At 66.0% G+C, this 16,428-nt stretch carries 17 protein-coding genes; 4 read left to right on the plus strand and 13 right to left on the minus strand.

Features of this window, described 5'->3' with window-relative positions:
- Positions 1 to 38: 38 nt before the first annotated feature.
- From ACRARE_RS05105 to ACRARE_RS05135, 7 genes are all read right to left on the minus strand, one after another.
- Positions 39 to 1,007: a dipeptidase gene (locus tag ACRARE_RS05105; protein WP_432655328.1), complete on the minus strand. Its 969-nt coding sequence runs from the start codon at positions 1,005 to 1,007 to the stop codon at positions 39 to 41.
- A gap of 15 nt (positions 1,008 to 1,022) precedes the next feature.
- Positions 1,023 to 1,739, minus strand: a complete 717-nt coding sequence (locus tag ACRARE_RS05110) for an ABC transporter ATP-binding protein (protein ID WP_432655329.1) — start codon at positions 1,737 to 1,739, stop codon at positions 1,023 to 1,025.
- Positions 1,732 to 2,493, minus strand: a complete 762-nt coding sequence (locus ACRARE_RS05115) for an ABC transporter ATP-binding protein (RefSeq protein WP_432655330.1) — start codon at positions 2,491 to 2,493, stop codon at positions 1,732 to 1,734. The genes ACRARE_RS05110 and ACRARE_RS05115 overlap by 8 nt, the downstream gene beginning before the upstream one ends.
- Positions 2,490 to 3,476: a branched-chain amino acid ABC transporter permease gene (locus tag ACRARE_RS05120; RefSeq protein ID WP_432655331.1), complete on the minus strand. Its 987-nt coding sequence runs from the start codon at positions 3,474 to 3,476 to the stop codon at positions 2,490 to 2,492. The genes ACRARE_RS05115 and ACRARE_RS05120 overlap by 4 nt, the downstream gene beginning before the upstream one ends.
- Positions 3,477 to 3,480: 4 nt before the next feature.
- On the minus strand, positions 3,481 to 4,350 hold the full coding sequence (locus ACRARE_RS05125; RefSeq protein ID WP_432655332.1) for a branched-chain amino acid ABC transporter permease: 870 nt from the start codon (positions 4,348 to 4,350) through the stop codon (positions 3,481 to 3,483).
- A gap of 75 nt (positions 4,351 to 4,425) precedes the next feature.
- Positions 4,426 to 5,604, minus strand: a complete 1,179-nt coding sequence (locus tag ACRARE_RS05130) for an ABC transporter substrate-binding protein (RefSeq protein ID WP_432655333.1) — start codon at positions 5,602 to 5,604, stop codon at positions 4,426 to 4,428.
- Positions 5,605 to 5,700: 96 nt separating this feature from the next.
- The gene (locus tag ACRARE_RS05135) at positions 5,701 to 6,336 is read right to left on the minus strand and encodes a TetR/AcrR family transcriptional regulator (protein WP_432655334.1); all 636 of its coding nucleotides are present in this window, start codon (positions 6,334 to 6,336) and stop codon (positions 5,701 to 5,703) included.
- A 415-nt stretch (positions 6,337 to 6,751) separates the two neighbouring features.
- On the opposite strand from ACRARE_RS05135, the gene ACRARE_RS05140 reads away from it, so the two are divergent.
- Genes ACRARE_RS05140 through ACRARE_RS05155 form a run of 4 tightly spaced genes read left to right on the plus strand, consistent with a single transcriptional unit; the run spans position 6,752 to position 9,845 of the window.
- On the plus strand, positions 6,752 to 7,951 hold the full coding sequence (locus tag ACRARE_RS05140) for an alpha-D-ribose 1-methylphosphonate 5-triphosphate diphosphatase (RefSeq protein ID WP_432655335.1): 1,200 nt from the start codon (positions 6,752 to 6,754) through the stop codon (positions 7,949 to 7,951).
- Entirely contained in the window at positions 7,948 to 8,766 is an 819-nt protein-coding gene (locus ACRARE_RS05145) for a sugar phosphate isomerase/epimerase family protein (protein WP_432655336.1), read from the plus strand. The genes ACRARE_RS05140 and ACRARE_RS05145 overlap by 4 nt, the downstream gene beginning before the upstream one ends.
- Positions 8,767 to 8,775: 9 nt before the next feature.
- Entirely contained in the window at positions 8,776 to 9,357 is a 582-nt protein-coding gene (locus tag ACRARE_RS05150; RefSeq protein ID WP_432655337.1) for a hypothetical protein, read from the plus strand.
- Entirely contained in the window at positions 9,354 to 9,845 is a 492-nt protein-coding gene (locus ACRARE_RS05155) for a hypothetical protein (RefSeq protein ID WP_432655338.1), read from the plus strand. The genes ACRARE_RS05150 and ACRARE_RS05155 overlap by 4 nt, the downstream gene beginning before the upstream one ends.
- 38 nt (positions 9,846 to 9,883) lie before the next feature.
- On the opposite strand, the gene ACRARE_RS05160 is transcribed toward ACRARE_RS05155, so the two are convergent.
- The 6 genes from ACRARE_RS05160 to ACRARE_RS05185 all read right to left on the minus strand — a co-directional run bounded on the left by ACRARE_RS05160 (position 9,884) and on the right by ACRARE_RS05185 (position 16,216).
- Positions 9,884 to 10,798: a methylenetetrahydrofolate reductase gene (locus tag ACRARE_RS05160; RefSeq protein ID WP_432655339.1), complete on the minus strand. Its 915-nt coding sequence runs from the start codon at positions 10,796 to 10,798 to the stop codon at positions 9,884 to 9,886.
- Positions 10,799 to 10,965: 167 nt separating this feature from the next.
- Entirely contained in the window at positions 10,966 to 12,270 is a 1,305-nt protein-coding gene (locus ACRARE_RS05165) for a TRAP transporter large permease (RefSeq protein WP_432655340.1), read from the minus strand.
- Positions 12,267 to 12,779, minus strand: coding sequence for a TRAP transporter small permease (locus ACRARE_RS05170; protein ID WP_432655341.1), 513 nt, complete (start codon positions 12,777 to 12,779; stop codon positions 12,267 to 12,269). Before ACRARE_RS05170 ends, ACRARE_RS05165 begins: the two co-directional genes overlap by 4 nt.
- A 9-nt stretch (positions 12,780 to 12,788) precedes the next feature.
- Positions 12,789 to 13,772, minus strand: coding sequence for a TRAP transporter substrate-binding protein (locus tag ACRARE_RS05175; RefSeq protein WP_432655342.1), 984 nt, complete (start codon positions 13,770 to 13,772; stop codon positions 12,789 to 12,791).
- Between the two features lie 179 nt (positions 13,773 to 13,951).
- Entirely contained in the window at positions 13,952 to 15,358 is a 1,407-nt protein-coding gene (gene ligM / locus ACRARE_RS05180; RefSeq protein WP_432655343.1) for a vanillate/3-O-methylgallate O-demethylase, read from the minus strand.
- Positions 15,359 to 15,502: 144 nt separating this feature from the next.
- Positions 15,503 to 16,216: a GntR family transcriptional regulator gene (locus tag ACRARE_RS05185; RefSeq protein WP_432655344.1), complete on the minus strand. Its 714-nt coding sequence runs from the start codon at positions 16,214 to 16,216 to the stop codon at positions 15,503 to 15,505.
- Positions 16,217 to 16,428: the final 212 nt, after the last annotated feature.

The following is a 16,428-nucleotide window of genomic DNA, read 5'->3' on the forward strand; positions in this document are numbered from 1 at the left end:
GTTTCGTTTTCAAGCAGGCTGGGCCTGGCCAGGCTGGCTCACCACACGCGATCCAGCAGCGACAGCCAGTTCTCGCCCATCACCCGGCGGATCTTGGTTTCCGACCAGCCCGCGCGTTCCATCGCGGCGGTGAGGTTGGGGAAATCGGCGATGGATTCCAACCCGTCGGGGAACTCGACCTCCCAGATCTCGGTCAGCTGGCGGGCATAGCCCTTGTCGCGGTTCAGATATTCAAAGAACTTCGCGCCATAGCCCATGGTGAAATCGGTGCCGAAGCCCACGCGTTCTTCGCCCACCAGATTGACGATATAGTCGATGGCGGCGACGTAGTCGTCGACGGTGGCATTGTTGCCCGCCGCCAGGAAGGGCGGGAACATGGTGACGCCGACAAAGCCGTCCTTGTCGGCGATGAAACGCAGCTGTTCGTCCGACTTGTTGCGCGGATGCGGTTTCAGACCGGCGGGCAGGCAGTGGGAATAGGCCACGGGTTTCTTCGAGGCCAGGATCACCTCTTCCGAGGTCTTGGGGCCGACGTGGCTGAGGTCGCACAAGATGCCGACACGGTTCATCTCGGCCACCACCTCGTGGCCGAAGTCCGACAGCCCGCTGTCGGTGCCCTCATAGCAGCCAGAGCCGACCAGGTTCTGGGTGTTGTAGGTCATCTGCACGATGCCCACGCCCTGTTCCTTGAACAGCTCGATGAACTCCAGCCGGTCCTCGAAGGCGGTGGTGTTCTGAAAGCCCAGCACGACGGCGGTCTTGCCCGCGACCTTGGCGGCGCGGATGTCCTCGACCGTCTTGGCCTTGACGATCAGGTCGCCGTGGGCGGCGAACTGGCGGTTCCAGTCGCCGATGGCCAGCATCGTGTCGCGGAAGTTCTCCCAGACCGAACAGGTGCAGTTGGCTGCGGTCAGCCCGCCCGCCTGCATCGCCTCGAACACCGGGCGGCCCCAGTCGGAAATGATGAGACCGTCAAAGACGATCAGATCGTCATGCAGCGTGGTCATGTGGTGGTCCTTCGTTCAAAGATAGATATTGCGCACGATGGCGTCGTGATCGCCTTCCATGGCGCGCACGTCGCCGCCGTCCACCACCTCGCCGTCGCGCAGGACGATGAAGCGGTCGGCGGCGCGGAAAGCGAGGTTGAGGTTCTGTTCGACCATCAGCATGGTCACCCCTTCCTCGGTCTTCAGCGCGTCGATGATCTGGGCGATCTCTTCGCAGAATTGCGGCGACAGCCCGCCCGAGGGTTCATCCAGCAGCAGCAGCCGGGGCCGGGACATCATGGCCCGGCCGATGGCCACCATCTGCTGTTCGCCCCCCGACAGGGTGCGGGTCGCTTGGCGGCGCCGTTCGGCCAGCCGGGGGAAGCGTTCGTAGACATGGGCCAGCGAGCGCGACAGTTCTTTGCCGCCGCGCCGCATGGCGCCCAGGCGCAGGTTGTCCTCGACCGTCAGGTCGGGGAACAGATCGCGCGCCTGGCTGACCTGGGCGATGCCATGGCCAAAGATCTTGTGCGGCGGCAGGCCCGCCGTCTCGACCCCATCGAACAGCACAGAGCCCGAGGTGGGTTTCACAAAGCCGCAGATCGCGTTCAGCGAGGTCGACTTGCCCGAGCCATTGGCGCCCAGTAGGGTCAGGCATTCGCCCGGCAGCACGTCATAGCTGGCGCCGCGCAGGATGGGTTTCTTGCCATAGCCCACGTGCAGGTCGCGGATTTTCAGAAGCGGTTCAGGCATGTCCAAGGTAGGCCTCCAGCACGGCGCGGTCTTCGCGGATTTCCTGCGGCGTCCCCTCGGCGATCCGGGCGCCCGCCGCCATCACCAGGATGCGGTCGGCGGCGGCCATCACCAGTTCCACCGCATGTTCGATCAGCAGGATTCCCACCCCCTTCTCCCCCGCCAGACGGTGAATGATCTCCATCATCTGGGCGCGGGCCACGGGCGACAGGCCCACGGCGGGTTCGTCCAGCAGCAGGACCGGCGGATCCGAGGCGACGGTGCGCACGATCTCGACGATGCGCTGTTGCCCGCCCGACAGATCGCCCGCCCGGGTGTCGGCCATATGGTCCATCGACATCAGCTTTAGCAGATCGCGGGCGCGGTGGATGTTCTCGGCCTCGGATTTCAGCGCCTTCGACCGGCCCAGAAGGATGTCCAGGAACGACCCCTCGGTCTGGGCGTGCAGCCCGGTCATCACGTTCTCCAACACGGTCAGCGCCGGGAACAGCCCGCCGTTCTGGAAGGTGCGGCGCACCCCCTGTTCGGCGATCTCATGGGGGGTCAGCTGGGTCAGCTCTTGACCCTTCAGGAACACCGTGCCCGAGGTCGGGGTGACATAGCCCGAGATGGCGTTGAACAGGGTCGACTTGCCCGCCCCATTGGGGCCGATGACGGCACGCACGTTGCCCTCTTCCAGGGTGAAGGACACGTCATCCAGCGCGGTCAGACCGGAAAAGCGGACCGACAGGCCCTTTACGTCAAGCAGGGTCATGGGGCCTCCCGGTAGAAACGTTCGACGAAAAGGGGCGAGACACGGCGCAGCAGGCTGGCCAGGCCCAGGGGCATGGCGACCAGCACCCCGGCGACGATCAGGCCGAAGAACAGCTCTTCCATGCCCGGGAAGGCGCGCAGGTATTCCGGCAGGGCGGTCAGCAGGACCGCGCCCAGCACGGCCCCCAGGACAGAGCCCAGCCCGCCCACCAGGACCATGGCGAAGGAGGCGATCAGGTGCAGCATCCCGAAGCTTTCGGGGAAGACATGGCCCACATGGCGGGCAAACAGCGCCCCCGCACAGCCCACGACAAAGCCCGACCACATGAAGGTGACCAGGATCACCCGCGCCGTGGGAATGGCCAGCGAGGCGGTGGCCACCTCGTTCTCGCGCACCGCCATCACCGCCCGCCCGAAGCGAGAGCGCATCAGGTTCAGCGTGGCCTTCACCAGCAGCACGGTGACGGCGAGGAAGATGTAGAACTTCAGCGTGTCATCGCTCAGCGAGGTGCCCAGCAGGGTCTCGCGCGGCATGGGCATCCCGTCGGTGCCCCCGGTGACGGGTTTGGCGTGCAGATAGGCCCATCTCATCAGCTCGCCGAAGGCCAGGGTGATGATCGCCAGGTAATAGCTGCGGATGCCGCGCAGCGCGGCGGAAGAGGCCAGGAAGCCGCCAAGCGCGCCGAAGGCGCCCGCCAGCGGGATGGTCAGCAGCCAGGGCAGGCCCAGCTTGGCCGCCAGGATGGCCGAGGCATAGGCGCCGATGCCGAAGAAGGCGGTATTGGCAAAGGCCAGCTGGCCCAGGTTGCCGATGGTCAGGGTGAAGCCCAGCGTGACCAGCACCGAGATCAGGATGCCGTTGGCGATGAACTGGGTATAGGCATTGGTGGCCAGCGGCAGCAGCAGCAGGGCCAGAGGCACGGCCCAGAACAGCCAGGTCCGCAGGCGGCGTTGACGGGCAGAGGGCATTTTCGTCTGGCTCATCGCGTCACACCTTCACCACGGCCTTGCGGCCAAACAGGCCCTGCGGGCGGATGAACAGGACGGCGACGATGACCACATAGGCGGTGATCTCGATCAGGGCGCTGTCAAGGTAGGCGCCCGCGTATTGCTCGGCCAGGCCCAGCAGGACACCGCCCAGCACCGCCCCCCCCAGAGAGCCGAAGCCGCCCAGGGTCATGGCAGCGAAGCCCTTGATCAGGAAGGACGCGCCCAGGTCGGGATGCAGCAGCGACACCGGCGCCACCAGGATCCCGCCAAGGGCGCCCAGGGCGGCGCCGATCCCCCAGGAGAAATCGTTGAACCGGTCCACGTTCAGCCCGATCAGCCGCGCGCCGCGCGGGCTTTGATAGACCGCCTGGATCATCTTGCCGAGGTCGGTCATCGCCAGCAGGCCGAAGAGGACCAGCAGCAGCACCAGCACCGTGCCGATGATGAAGACCGCGTCGCCGGTGATCACCAGATCGCCAAGGAAGATCGGCGGCATGTCGAAGACGGCGGGCATGGGCAGCACCTCGCGCCCCCAGACCATGCGGGCGATGCCGCGCAGCACGTAACCGGCGGCGATGCACATCAGGGCCAGGCCGATATGCGGGCCACCGCGCACCGGCCGGATCAGGCCGCGGTTGAACAGCACCCCCAGCACGAACATGGCGACCATCGCCAGCACGGCGGCGGGCAGGAAGGCCACACCGGCCAGCACCACCAGCACATAGGACAGGAAGGCCCCGGCCATGACGAAATCTCCGTGGCCGAAATTCACCACTGTCGTTGAGCGGTAGACCACCGTCAGCGACAGCCCGATCAGCGCGTAGATCATCCCCTGGGACAGGCCCCCCAGGGTCAGCTGCATCAGCATCTTGTCTGCTCCTTCAGAAGGGTCGAGCAAAAGGCCGGGCGCGAACGGCGCCGCGCCCGGCAGTCGGGGAGGGGATCAGTAGGGTTGGCCCCAGGCCTTCAGCACCGTCGGCTCGCCATCGACGAAGCCGGCCACGGCCGAGCCCTTGACGCCCTGGTGATCTTCGGGCGTCCAGGTGATCGGGTCGGACAGGATGCCGGTGTCGAAATCGCGCACCTCTTCCAGGGCCGCCATCAGCTTGGACCGGGTCAGTTCGGGCCCGACCGCTTCCAGCGCCGAGACCAGTGCCTCGGCCGAACCGATCGACACGAAGGAGAAGGTGGACAGTTCTTCATCGGGGTAGGCCGCGTGGATCATCTCGCCCCAGGGCTGCATCAGCGGGCCGTCCAGATTGTCGACGTAAGAGTGGATCACGTAGTAGTTCTTCACCGTGTCGAAATCGCCGGTGCGCTTCAGCGTGTTTTCCAGGTCGGTCCCGGCGGTGCCCATGACGGGGATGTCGCCCATGCCGTATTTCTTCAGGTCGCGCAGGAAGATGGCGGTTTCCGCCTCATAAAGCGCGGCAATGATGAAATCGGGCTTCTCCTGGCGCAGCTTCAGCACCTGAGCGGTGGCGTCGGTCTGGCCGCGTTCCATCGTCAGTTCCAGGGTGGGGGTAACGCCCTGCTCTTCCAGGTACTCGCGCGCCGGGTTGGAATAGCTGTGCGCCCAGTCGTTGGAATGCTCGATGATCGCAACATTGGCCGTATCGGGCTTGGACAGGACGAACTGCGCCATGGCGCGGCCGTTGGCGCGGCCCGTGGGCACCCCGTGGAAGATGTTGGGGGCCAGCGGATCAGAGATGGAATCGCTGACCGCATGGGCGACGATCCAGGGCAGGCCCGCCTCTTCGATGGTCGGGCGCAGGGCCACGGCCACGCCAGAGCAAGAGTTGCCCTGCAACATGAAGACCTCGTCCTGCGAGATCAGCTTTTTCGCCGCCGCCAGGCCCTTGGCGCTGTCGCAGGCGGTGTCTTCCTGCACCGCGATCAGCTTGCGCCCGTGCACGCCGCCCTCGGCGTTCACCTTGTCATAATAGGCCATCATCCCGATCAGCGCCTTGCTGTAGGACGAGGCATTGCCCGAGAAGGGCCCCATCACGCCAATGGTGATGGCATCGTCGGTCAGGCCCTGGGTTTCCCAGGCATCATCCTGGGCCAGGACCGGGGTCGCGGTGACCGCAAGCGCGGTCATCAGGGTCGTCAAGAATTTCATGGTTCACTCCTGTTGGGGTCAGTGTCGCTGCGGGTTGACCGCTTGGTATTGGGGGAGACCCCCTGTTATAAACCGACTGGCTTGTTTGTTTTTGAATCAGCCGGCCTTCACCGGACGCACATGTATGGCGATGATCGCCTTCAGTGCGGCCAGCATTTCGTGGAAATAGGCTTCGTCCCGGCGCAGCACCGCCTGGACGGCCATGCCCCGGAAAACGTTCATCGCCAGGTTCAGCGCCACGCGGGACGAGATCACGTCGGGGTCGACCGCCACGAAGGTCCGCGACCAGGTGGCCTCGAACTTTTCGTGCAGGTCCAGGATCAGCGGCGCCAGGTGGCGGCGCAGCTCTTCGTCACCGCGGGCGGCAACGATGATTTCCAGCGAGGAATAGAACCAATCGCCGTTCAAAACCCCGTCCCAGCTGGCATCGAAGAACTGATCATAGCTTAGCCGCCCGGCGCGCAACTCGGCGGCCAGGGCCTCCAGCCCCTGGGCGAAATTGGCGAACATCTCTTCGGTGGCGGCGACGATCAGGTCCATCTTGCCCGGGTAATGATGGGTCTGCGCGCCGCGCGACACCCCCGCCCGCTTGGCGATGCCGGCGGTGCTGGTGTTGGCATAGCCCACTTCCATCAGCGACTGCACGGTCGCATCCAGCAGCATCCGCCGGGTCTTGGCGCTGCGCTGATCCTGGGTTCTGCGGGTCGTCGTGGATGTGGTCGCGGCGGTCATGGGGCCTCCATTTACAAACAGACCAGTTTGTTTTGTCGATTCGGTCAAGCCCCCTGTTGCCGGAACCGGGCAAAGCCGGGGCACAGGCGGGCGGAACCCCCGTTCTATGCCCGAAAAGCGGGCAGTCACAGCGGGGAATGGCCGCAGCGGGCGCGACCCCCGGCCCGAACGCCTCCGTCCGGTCCGCTTTCGCCGCCGTCGTATTTCCGTTACCAAACCGTCATGGAAACGAGACGCCGCCGCCGTAGGTCCGGGGCATCCAAATCAAGACCCGAAAGACCGATTGGGAGAGGTCCGCCCGCAGGACGAGCTGCACCGCCCCTGACCCTCCTCCCCCCTCTTTCAAAGACCCAAGCCAGGTCCCGCGCGGCACCCCCGCCCGCGCTGCCCCCTGCGCCCCTTCAGGAGCCCGCCCATGTGGCTAAGTGATTTTCGCGTCGTCCTTCCCGAAACCGTGCTGCCGCAGGGCTCTGTCCGGCTAGAGGGCGCGCGCATCGCCGAGGTGACCGACCGCCCGGTGCCCGGGGCCGCGATCGACGGGCGCGGCCTGCTGCTGATGCCGGGCTTTATCGACATGCACGGCGACATGATCGAACGCGAGCTGGAACCGCGCCCGAATGTGCCCATGCCCCTGGAACTGGGCCTGCGCGACCTGGACCGGCGGCTGAAGGTGGCGGGCGTCACCACCGGCTATGCGGCGGTGTCCTTCAACCCACGCTCGGCCTATGGGCACCTGCGCTCGCACGAGAATTCCAAGCGCATCCTGCGCGGGCTGAAGGCGATGCGCGGCGCGCTGAAGGTCGATCACCGGGTCCATGCCCGGTTCGAGATCGGCTTCCCCGAGGCGCTGGACGTGGTGAACGAGCTGATCGCCGAGGGCACGGTGGATCTGGTCTCGCTGACCGATCACACCCCCGGCCAGGGCCAGTACCGCGACCTGGAGCGGCTGGCGGCGCAGCAAATGAAGACCAAAGGTCTGACCGAGGCCGAGGCCCAGGCCGCCATCGCCGAGAAGATCGAAGCGCGGCGGGCCTCGGCGGGGGATGTGGGCGCGACCCTGGCCGCGATCTCGGCCAGCTGCGCGGCGCAGGACATCGCCCTGGCCTCGCATGACGACGACACGATCGAGAAGGTGGCGCTGATGCAGTCGCTGGGCGCGCGGATCTCGGAATTTCCGGTGACGCTGGAGGCGGCCGAGGCGGCGCGGGCCCGTGGCCTGCTGACCGCCATGGGGGCGCCAAACGCGCTGCGCGGCGAAAGCTATTCCGGCAACCTGTCGGCACGGGCGGCCTATGCGGCGGGGCTGCTGGACATGCTGGCCGCCGATTACCACCCCTCGGCCATCCTGCCCGCCCTGCTGGCCCTGGCGCCGCTGCGCCCCGGCGGCCTGGCCGAGGCCACCCGCCTGGCCACCCGGACCCCGGCCCGCGCCCTGCACCTGACCGACTGGGGCGAGATCGCCCCCGGCAAGCTGGCCGATCTGGTGATCGCCGACGACCAGGGCGTGGGCCATGTGCGCGCCACCCTGCGCGCGGGCCAGCCGATCTACAGCGACGGCTCGCTGCCCCTGGGCCAGGCCGTTCCTACCCCCCTGCCGCAAGGAGAGATGCAATGACCCTGCCCGTGATCGGCGCCGCCCTGATGGTGCCCGAACTTGCCACCTGGCGCGACTGGCTGTTCGAAAAGGACCGCGACCTGGAGATCCAGAGCTTCTGCGACCCCCGCCTGCTGGCCTCGGGCGACTGGCAACCTCTGGTGGACGAAACGCGCCGCCAGCTGGACGGCTTCGGCGGCCGCTATGGCATTCACGGGCCCTTCTGGGGCCTGAACTTCGCCTCGCCCGACCCCGAGATCCGCGCCATCGTCACCCGCCGCATGGCCCAGGGGCTGGAGATCTGCGAGGCCATCGGCGGCAGCCATATGGTCATCCACTCGCCCTTCACCACCTGGGATCACCACAACCTTTCCACCTACCCCGGCGGGCTGGATATGGTGACGGGCTGGGTGCACGAATGCCTCGACGCCGCCGTGACCCAGGCCGAAGACGCCGGGATCACCCTGGTGATGGAGAATATCGAGGATATCGACCCCGAGGCCCGCAAGACCCTGGCGGCCAGCTTCGGCTCGGAGGCGCTGAAACTGTCGGTGGATACCGGCCACGCCCATTACGCCGCCACCTCGACCGGGGCGCAGCCGGTGGATTACTTCATCCGCTCTGCCGGGGCGATGCTGGGCCATGTGCATCTGCAAGACGCCTGCGGCTATGCCGACCGCCATTGGTCCATCGGCGAGGGCACGATCCGCTGGCACGAGGTGTTCCGCGCCATTGCCGCCACCGGGGCCGCGCCGCGCCTGATCCTGGAGTTGCGCAACCGCGACGACATCCCCGCCTCGATGGCCTGGCTGGAATCCCACGGGCTGGGGCAGTAAGCAAAGGGCATGTCTGCCCCCGACACCCCCACCTCCGCCCCGCCGCTGAAAAGGCGCAAGAAGGTCGACGCCGGCCTGATCGTTCTGGCGCTGATCTGCGCGGCCAGCGGCGCGGCGGTCTGGGCCCTGCACGGGCCCGCCGTCTTTACCGAGGCGCTGCTGGCCGAGCTGGGCTTTGCCGCGCTGCTGCTGCCCAAGGTGGTGGGGGGGATCCTGCTGGCCGTGGCCCTGGGCTATGTGCTGCCGCGCGACCGGATCCTGTCGCTGGCCGGCCCCGACAGCGGTGTGCTGGGCCTGGCCGTGGCCACCGCCGCCGGGGCGCTGTTCCCGGGCGGGCCCGCGGTGACCTTTGCCCTGACGGCGGGGCTGATGACCTCGGGCGCCGACATGGCGGCGGGGGTGGCCATGGTGTCGGGCTGGGTGCTTTTGTCGGCCAACCGCACCCTGATCTGGGAGCTGTCCTTCCTGCCCGCCCATTTCGTCGGGCTGCGGGTGCTGATGACCCTGCCGGTGCCGATCCTGCTGGGGCTGGCGGTGCGCCATGTGGCGCGGCGGCGGCGCGACGCACAGACGCGGGAGGCGGCGGAATGAATATCCTGATCGGCAGCGTGATCATCTGGGCCGCCGCCCTCTGGGCCCTGGCGCGGGTGCGGCGCGACCATGCCTCCGAGCTGCGCAGCCTCTGGACGGTCAGCCTCGACACCTTCCTTTTCATGCTGCCGCGTCTGGTGCTGGGGATGATCTCGGCCGGGTTCCTGGCCCTGCTGCTGCCCGAGGCCTTCGTGCAGCGCTTCCTGGGCGACAGCGCCGGGATCACCGGGCTGCTGATCGCCTCGGTCTTCGGGGCGCTGACCCCGGGCGGGCCCTTCGTGGCCTTCGCCATCGGTGCCTCGGCGCTGAAGGCGGGCGCCACCTTCGGCGCCCTGACCGCCTATGTGACGGCCTGGTGCATCTACTCGATCCTCAGGATCATGAGCTACGAGGTGCCGATGTTGGGGGGACGTTTCGCCCGGGTGCGGCTGCTCTATTCGCTGCCGGTGCCCCTAGGCCTGGGGCTGCTGGCGCAGCTGGTCATGTAGCAGGCGGGCCGCCCCCGGGACGGCCCGCGCAAGGAGGCTTAGCTGGCGGCCTTCACCGGCTCGGCGCCATGCTGCATCGCCCAGTTGGCGGTGGCCTTGATCCCGCCCAGCGGGAAGAAGTGCAGCTGTGCAGGCGTGTGTTCGACCGTGGCCTGGGCCTCGGCGAAGTCGGTCAGAACCTCGGTCGGCTCGTAGGGCAGCATCAGCTTGGTCACATCCATGGCGCGCTTTTGCAGCACCTTCAGCGAGGGGCCGACACCGCAGGCGATGGCGAACTTGATCAGCGTTTGCAGCTTCGCGGGGCCCGCGATGCCCACATGCACCGGCAGATCGACCCCTTCGGCGCGCAGGCGCGCGATCCAGTCCAGCACCGGCTGGGCCTCGAAGGCAAACTGGGTGGCGATGGCCATTTCGGCATCGGTGCGTTCCGAGAAGGCCTGCTTCCACTGCATCGCCTCATCCACCAGGCGGGTAGACCCGTCGGGGTCGATATCCTTGTTGCCCTCGGGGTGGCCGCCCACATGCAGCCGCTTGAACCCGTGCTGATCGAACAGACCGGTTTCCATCAGCTGCATGGAAGAGTGGAAATCGCCATGGGGCTTTGCCACGCCGCCCGCGAGCAGCAGGGCCTGATCCACACCGGCCTCGCCCTGATAGCGCTTGATCCAGTCTTCCAGCGTCGCCTTGTCCTGGATGATGCGCGCGGGGAAGTGCGGCATCACCGGGAAGCCCTCGTCCGCGATGCGTTTCGCGGTGGCCACCATGTCCTCGATGGGCGTGCCTTCGATATGGGCGATGTATACGCGGGTGCCTGCGGGCAGAAGGGTGCGGAAATCCTCGATCTTGGCGGCCGTGCGCGGCATCACCTCGATGGAATAGCCCTGCACAAGCTGGTGCAGCCCGGCCCCGGTGGCAGAGCCCCCTTTGTCGCGTCGTCCGATGAACGAGATCATTTCTTGCAGTCTCCTCCGTAATCCCTGACCGAATGTATACATGACGTGACGATTCCCACAAGAGCTACGGGCACAAACGCAAGTTTTCGGCGGATGCCCGAGCATACCCGCCGAAGAATGTATTCACACGCAGAGGGCAGGCCGCGGGGGCCAGGCCCCCGCCACCGTTACTGCATCATGGTATTGGGCAGGATCAGCACGATCTGCGGGAAGGCCACCAGCAGGATCAGCGTCGCCAGCATGGCGAACCAGAAGGGCGTGACCCCGGCGAAGATCCGCGCCAGCGGCACGTCGCGCGCCACCGATTTGACGATGAAGACGTTCACCCCCACGGGCGGCGAGATCAGCCCCATTTCCAGCGTCAGCACCACCAGCACGCCGAACCAGATCGGATCCAGGCCCAGTTGCATGATCACCGGGAAATAGATCGGCATGGTCAGCACCAACATGGCAAAGCCTTCCAGGAAGCAGCCCAGGATCAGGTAGCTCAGCAGGATCAGCGCCAGGATGGCAATCGGCCCCACCTCGAGCCCGGCCAGGAAGTCACCGACCAGCGCCGGGATATGGGTCAGGGCCAGGAAGGGGTTGATCATATGGGCGGCAATCAGGATCAGCATCACCGTGGCTGTGGTCACCACGCTGTCCTTCGCGGCCTCCCAGAAGCGGCGGAAGGTCAGGCGCCCCTGAAGGGTGGCGATGATGATCACAAGGCCCGCGCCCACGGCCGAGGCCTCGGTCGGCGAGAAGAACCCGGTGTAGATCCCGCCGATGGTCAGGATCACCACCAGCAGCACCGGCAGCGCGCCGATCATCTTCTGGGCCTTTTCACCCAGGGTGGTTTTCGGCCCCTTGGGGCCGAAGTGCGGCCAGATCCAGCACATGATGGTGATCGCGGCGATGAACATCGCCAGCATCAGAAGGCCCGGCAGGACCCCCGCCAGGAACAGGCGGCCGATACTTTGCTGGGTCAGGATCGCGTAGATCACGAAGCCGGTCGAGGGCGGGATCAGGATCCCCAGGGTGCCGCCTGCGGCCACCACGCCGGTGGACAGGCGGTTGTCGTAGTTGAAGCGGTCCATCTGCGACATGGACACCTTGCCCATGGTCAGCGCCGAGGCCACCGACGAGCCCGACAGCGCCGCAAAGCCCGCGCAGCCCAGCACCGTGGCCGAGGCCAGGCCGCCGCGCAGACGGCCGATGATCGCATAGGCGGCGTCATAAAGGCTCGCGCTCATCCCCGTGACAGAGGCGACGTTGCCCATCAGGATGAACAGCGGCACCACCACCAGTTCGGCGGACGAGGCGAGGGTAAAGCTCTCAGAGGCCATCAGCGACATGGCCGAGTTCAGGTCGCGCAGCACCCAGATGCCGACGAAGCCCACGGCGAACATCGACAGGGCCACGGGCACCCGCAGGATAAGAAGCGCCAGCAGGATCAACATGCCGACGAGGCCGATCATTTCCCCGCTCATTCACGGATCTCCTTCTCGGCCCGGGCGGCCCAGCCACCCAGCGTCAGTTCCACCGCGCGCAGGATCATGCCCAGGGCGGTGACAAGGGCCAGTGCCGACAGGCCCCACTGGAAATACCATTTCGGCAGGCGGACAATGTTCGTGGCCAGCTTCAGCATCTGCGACAGTTTCGAGCTGTCATAGACGGTATAGGCGATGCCGACGAAGATCACCGCGCCCAGGATGGCGGCCAGGATGTCCAGCACATGGTTGAAACGCGGCGAGAAGCTGCGTTCGAAGATGTCGACGGAGACGTGCCCGCCCAGCTTGTCGCACAGGGCCATGCCACCGAAGACGATGATCACCATCCCCATCTGGGTGTAATCCTGCGCCCCGGTCAGCGGCGACCCGGCGGTGCGCCCGATCACGTCGACAAGCACCACCAGGGTCACGAAGATCAGACCCAGGGTGCCAATGAATGCGGACAGGCCGATAAGCCCGTCCGCGATCTTTCTGAGGGTTCCCAGCATTGCGGGTCCTTACTCGTATGCGGCCTGCATGGCCTCCAGCGCGGCCTGGCCACCGATCTCGTCGACCGTCGCCTGGGTCACCGGCGAGGTCAGCGCGCCAAAGGCGGCGGCTTCGTCGTCGGACAGGGTGATGACGGTTTTCGAGCTGTCGGCCTCAAGACCGGCGATGGTCTCGGCGGCGACGCGGTTCCAGGCATCCTCGGCCGATTTCGACAGCTCGGGACCGGCGGCGGCGTCGATCGCGGCCTTCATCTCGTCCGACAGACCGTCATAGCGGCCCTGGTTCATGACGACATAGAAGGTCAGGCGGCCCAGGGGTGCGCCGACGGTGTAGCTGTTGGCCACTTCCGACAGTTTGAAGTCGGTCACGGCCGAGGCGCCGGTGACCACACCGTCGATCAGGCCGGTTTGCAGGGCGTTGTAGATCTCGCCTGCGGGCATCTGCACCGGGGTCGCGCCCAGGGCTTCGATCATCGCGGCAGAGGTCGAGCCGGCCACGCGCATCTTCAGGCCTTCCAGGTCGGCCGGGGTGCGGATGTCCTTGTCCTTCATGATGAAGATGTTCGGCTCAGAGGTCCAGACGGCCAGCGGCTTGGTCGCCGGGAATTCCTGGCTGATCTCGTCCATCGCGGCCCAGATGCCCGGGTAACCCGGCTCACCATCAGGAATAACGCCGGGCATTTCGGCGATCATGGTCTTCAGGAACTGCGACGAGGTATAGCCCGGCAGGCCCCAGACGATATCGGCCACGCCCTGCACGACGCGGACGTATTGCTCCAGCGGGCCCTTGCCCAGCTCACCGCCCGGATAGGCGCGCACGGTCAGCTCGCCACCGGTGGCGGCCGACAGGCTGTCGTTCAGCGGCTCGATGACCGACCCGGTCAGGGTGTGGGTGGGGGCGGCGAAGTGGGCGAAGGACAGTTCTTCGGCCTGCGCTGCGGCGCCAAAGGCCAGCGCGCCCGCAAGGGCCAGGCCGGTTGCAAGTTTGTTCATGATATTCCTCCCGTATGATGGATCCCGGCGCGGGCTCCTCCACGCGCCGTCTTCCCGTGATGCATACACAGAATACGCGACATTTCCGAGACTTCACCCGGATTCCGCGGCGTTGGCATCAAAAATCTCGTGACCCCCGGGGCAGAAAACAACCCCGGGGATACACAAGGAGGGCTGTATCAGCCTTTGGTGCGCCAGCTGTCGGCGTAGTTCTCACGCGCTTCCTTGGCGTAAGGCGTGTCCGAGACGCGCACGCGGATGTCCGCCTGGCGGTGCTTCTCGGTCGAGGTCTTCTGGGTGTCGTCCGGCTCGCCCCATTTCAGGGTCAGCACGTCGCCGACCTGCACGTCCTGGGACACGACGCCCAGCGACAGGCAGCGGCGCTCGTTGAACGAGTAGCCGTTGAACATCGACATGCCGACCATCTTGTCGCCCTGCATCACCATGTCGGTGGAGGAGGAGGCGTAGTTGGGCTGCGGGAAGTCGATCCACTTGCAGGGGGTGCCTTCCTCGAAGTTCGAGGCGATGACCTTCAGCACGTCCTCGGGGTTCCACTCGAAGGTGACCTTCTTGCGGTTGCTGGGCGCGTCCTTCAGCTTGGTCAGGGCGTCCTTGCCGATGAAGTCGTCCTTCTTCCAGCCGATGTAGAAGCCGTAACCCAGCTCGAACGGGTTGGTGTAATAGTCTTCGATGTTGTCGGTGACGTAGGAGCCACCCACCGAACCCACGGCTTCATAGGCGTCGGCGCCCAGCCAGTCGCGGTATTCGGCCATCATGCCGTCGCCGGTGTAGATGCCGGGCAGCGGCGAGGGGATCCAGCCGGATTCCACGGTGTTGGTGGAATAGGCGCGCGAACCCACGCGGCGCAGGTCGACGCCCACTTTCTTGGCGGCTTCCAGGATGGTGGACAGGACGTAGTCGCGGTCCTTGTAGGGGCCCCAGATTTCCAGACCCGGCGCGCCGGCCATGCCGTGACGCAGCGCCTGCACCCTCTTCGAGCCGATGTTGATCCAGTCGACGCAGAAGAACTTGATGTCCGGAACCGGACCGCCGTTGATCTCGTCGAAGATCTTGTTGGCGTCGGGGCCCTGGATCTGGAAGCGGTAGTGGGTGCGCAGCACGCGCTCGCCATCGGGGCGCGAATCAGAGCGGGGGTCGTGGAACAGACGGACGTTCCATTTGCCGATGGCGGCCTGGAACTTGGTCCAGTTGGCGGTCGGCTGACGGCCCACCAGGACGAATTTGTCTTCACGCTCGCGGAAGATGATCATGTCGCCGATGACGTGACCCGCGGGGGTGACGGGGACGAAGTGCTTCGCCTTGTTCAGGTCGAAGTTCTTGAAACCGTTGATGCCGACATAGGCCAGGAAGGCTTCGGCGTCGGGGCCTTCGACGATCAGCTCGTCCATGTGGTGCGTCTGGTCGAACAGGACGGCGGTGTCGCGCCAGGCCTGCTGTTCGCTGCGCCAGTTCGAGTATTCGGGCGCGACCACCGGGTACACATAGATACCGCTTTGCGAGTTGCGCAGCAGGTCGACGGGGTTACCTGCGGCTGCGATGACCGAGGAAAGACTTTGGATTGCCATGTGGAGGCTCCTCCCATTCACATGATGATGTATACATGGGATCGCGACTCGCGCGGCAAAAAGCAAGAGAAAATTGCGCGATCCCGGGCGAAAAAATGCGCAGGAAAGCAGGTTTTTGCCTGTTTTTACTAAGGTGCGGCGCCGTTATTTTTCCGCAGGCGCAACAAGTTCCAGACCGGGGACCGTGGTCACCAGGCTGTGCTCGCCCGAGAAAATGTATTCAAGGTTGCGGCGCGCGGCCAGGGCATGTTCCCGCGCCAGGGCCTCGGCCCGGGTGCCTTCGCGGGCGGCGATGGCCGCCACGAGCTCGCGGTGCTGCTCCTGCCCGATGGCCAGCGACCGGCGGAAGGCCGACAGGCGTCCCTCGTTGGGCAGAAAGGCCGAGGGCGAGGCGAAGGGCAGGGATTTCACCCGCGCCAGCTCGCGCTCGAAGGTGGGCGAGCCGGGCAGGGCCGCCAGGGCCTCGTGGAACTGGCCATTGAGGTCGGAATAGGCCTCGAAATCCACCTCGCCCGGCTCGTCGCCGAAAACCTCGTCCAGCTTGCGCACAATCTCGGTGATCTCGCGCAGCTTGGCCTCGGGCACGCCACGTTCGGCGGCCAGCCGCGCCGCGGTGCCCTCCAGCACGCCGCGCAGCTCCAGCGTGTCCAGCACGTCGGAATAGGCAAAGCTGCGCACCATGAACCCGCCCGAGGGCGCGCGCTCCAGCAGGCCCTCTTCGGCCAGGCGCGACATGGCCTCGCGCACCGGGGTGCGCGACACTTGCAGATCTTCGGCCAGAGCCACCTCGAACAGCCGTGTGCCACCGGGCAACTCACCCTTGGTGATCCGCTTGCGCAGCTCTACCAGTGCGCGCATGGCATGTGTCTTGGCTGTCGATTCCCGTGGCATTCTGGTCTCCTGGCTCCTCCCCCGATTTGTATACATGAGCGCGAAATATCGCAAACCAATTGCCGAGAACCCGCACCAGTTGACCGGGTCATCTCTGCGCCATGTATACATTTGGCGCAATTCACTCTTGTTGAATCGTCAAAATCAAGCTATTCCCCTGCCTCATGTATGCGCCGTGG

Origin of the sequence: Pseudooceanicola aquaeponti (assembly GCF_050897975.1) — a bacterium.
In the GTDB taxonomy this organism is placed as follows: domain Bacteria; phylum Pseudomonadota; class Alphaproteobacteria; order Rhodobacterales; family Rhodobacteraceae; genus Pseudooceanicola.

Coding starts and splice junctions, on each gene's coding strand:
- ACRARE_RS05105 (WP_432655328.1), bottom strand. CDS start 1,007: ATGACCACGCTGCATGACGATCTGATCGTCTTTGACGGTCTCATCATT.
- ACRARE_RS05110 (WP_432655329.1), bottom strand. CDS start 1,739: ATGCCTGAACCGCTTCTGAAAATCCGCGACCTGCACGTGGGCTATGGC.
- ACRARE_RS05115 (WP_432655330.1), bottom strand. CDS start 2,493: ATGACCCTGCTTGACGTAAAGGGCCTGTCGGTCCGCTTTTCCGGTCTG.
- ACRARE_RS05120 (WP_432655331.1), bottom strand. CDS start 3,476: ATGAGCCAGACGAAAATGCCCTCTGCCCGTCAACGCCGCCTGCGGACC.
- ACRARE_RS05125 (WP_432655332.1), bottom strand. CDS start 4,350: ATGCTGATGCAGCTGACCCTGGGGGGCCTGTCCCAGGGGATGATCTAC.
- ACRARE_RS05130 (WP_432655333.1), bottom strand. CDS start 5,604: ATGAAATTCTTGACGACCCTGATGACCGCGCTTGCGGTCACCGCGACC.
- ACRARE_RS05135 (WP_432655334.1), bottom strand. CDS start 6,336: ATGACCGCCGCGACCACATCCACGACGACCCGCAGAACCCAGGATCAG.
- ACRARE_RS05140 (WP_432655335.1), top strand. CDS start 6,752: ATGTGGCTAAGTGATTTTCGCGTCGTCCTTCCCGAAACCGTGCTGCCG.
- ACRARE_RS05145 (WP_432655336.1), top strand. CDS start 7,948: ATGACCCTGCCCGTGATCGGCGCCGCCCTGATGGTGCCCGAACTTGCC.
- ACRARE_RS05150 (WP_432655337.1), top strand. CDS start 8,776: ATGTCTGCCCCCGACACCCCCACCTCCGCCCCGCCGCTGAAAAGGCGC.
- ACRARE_RS05155 (WP_432655338.1), top strand. CDS start 9,354: ATGAATATCCTGATCGGCAGCGTGATCATCTGGGCCGCCGCCCTCTGG.
- ACRARE_RS05160 (WP_432655339.1), bottom strand. CDS start 10,798: ATGATCTCGTTCATCGGACGACGCGACAAAGGGGGCTCTGCCACCGGG.
- ACRARE_RS05165 (WP_432655340.1), bottom strand. CDS start 12,270: ATGAGCGGGGAAATGATCGGCCTCGTCGGCATGTTGATCCTGCTGGCG.
- ACRARE_RS05170 (WP_432655341.1), bottom strand. CDS start 12,779: ATGCTGGGAACCCTCAGAAAGATCGCGGACGGGCTTATCGGCCTGTCC.
- ACRARE_RS05175 (WP_432655342.1), bottom strand. CDS start 13,772: ATGAACAAACTTGCAACCGGCCTGGCCCTTGCGGGCGCGCTGGCCTTT.
- ligM (WP_432655343.1), bottom strand. CDS start 15,358: ATGGCAATCCAAAGTCTTTCCTCGGTCATCGCAGCCGCAGGTAACCCC.
- ACRARE_RS05185 (WP_432655344.1), bottom strand. CDS start 16,216: ATGCGCGCACTGGTAGAGCTGCGCAAGCGGATCACCAAGGGTGAGTTG.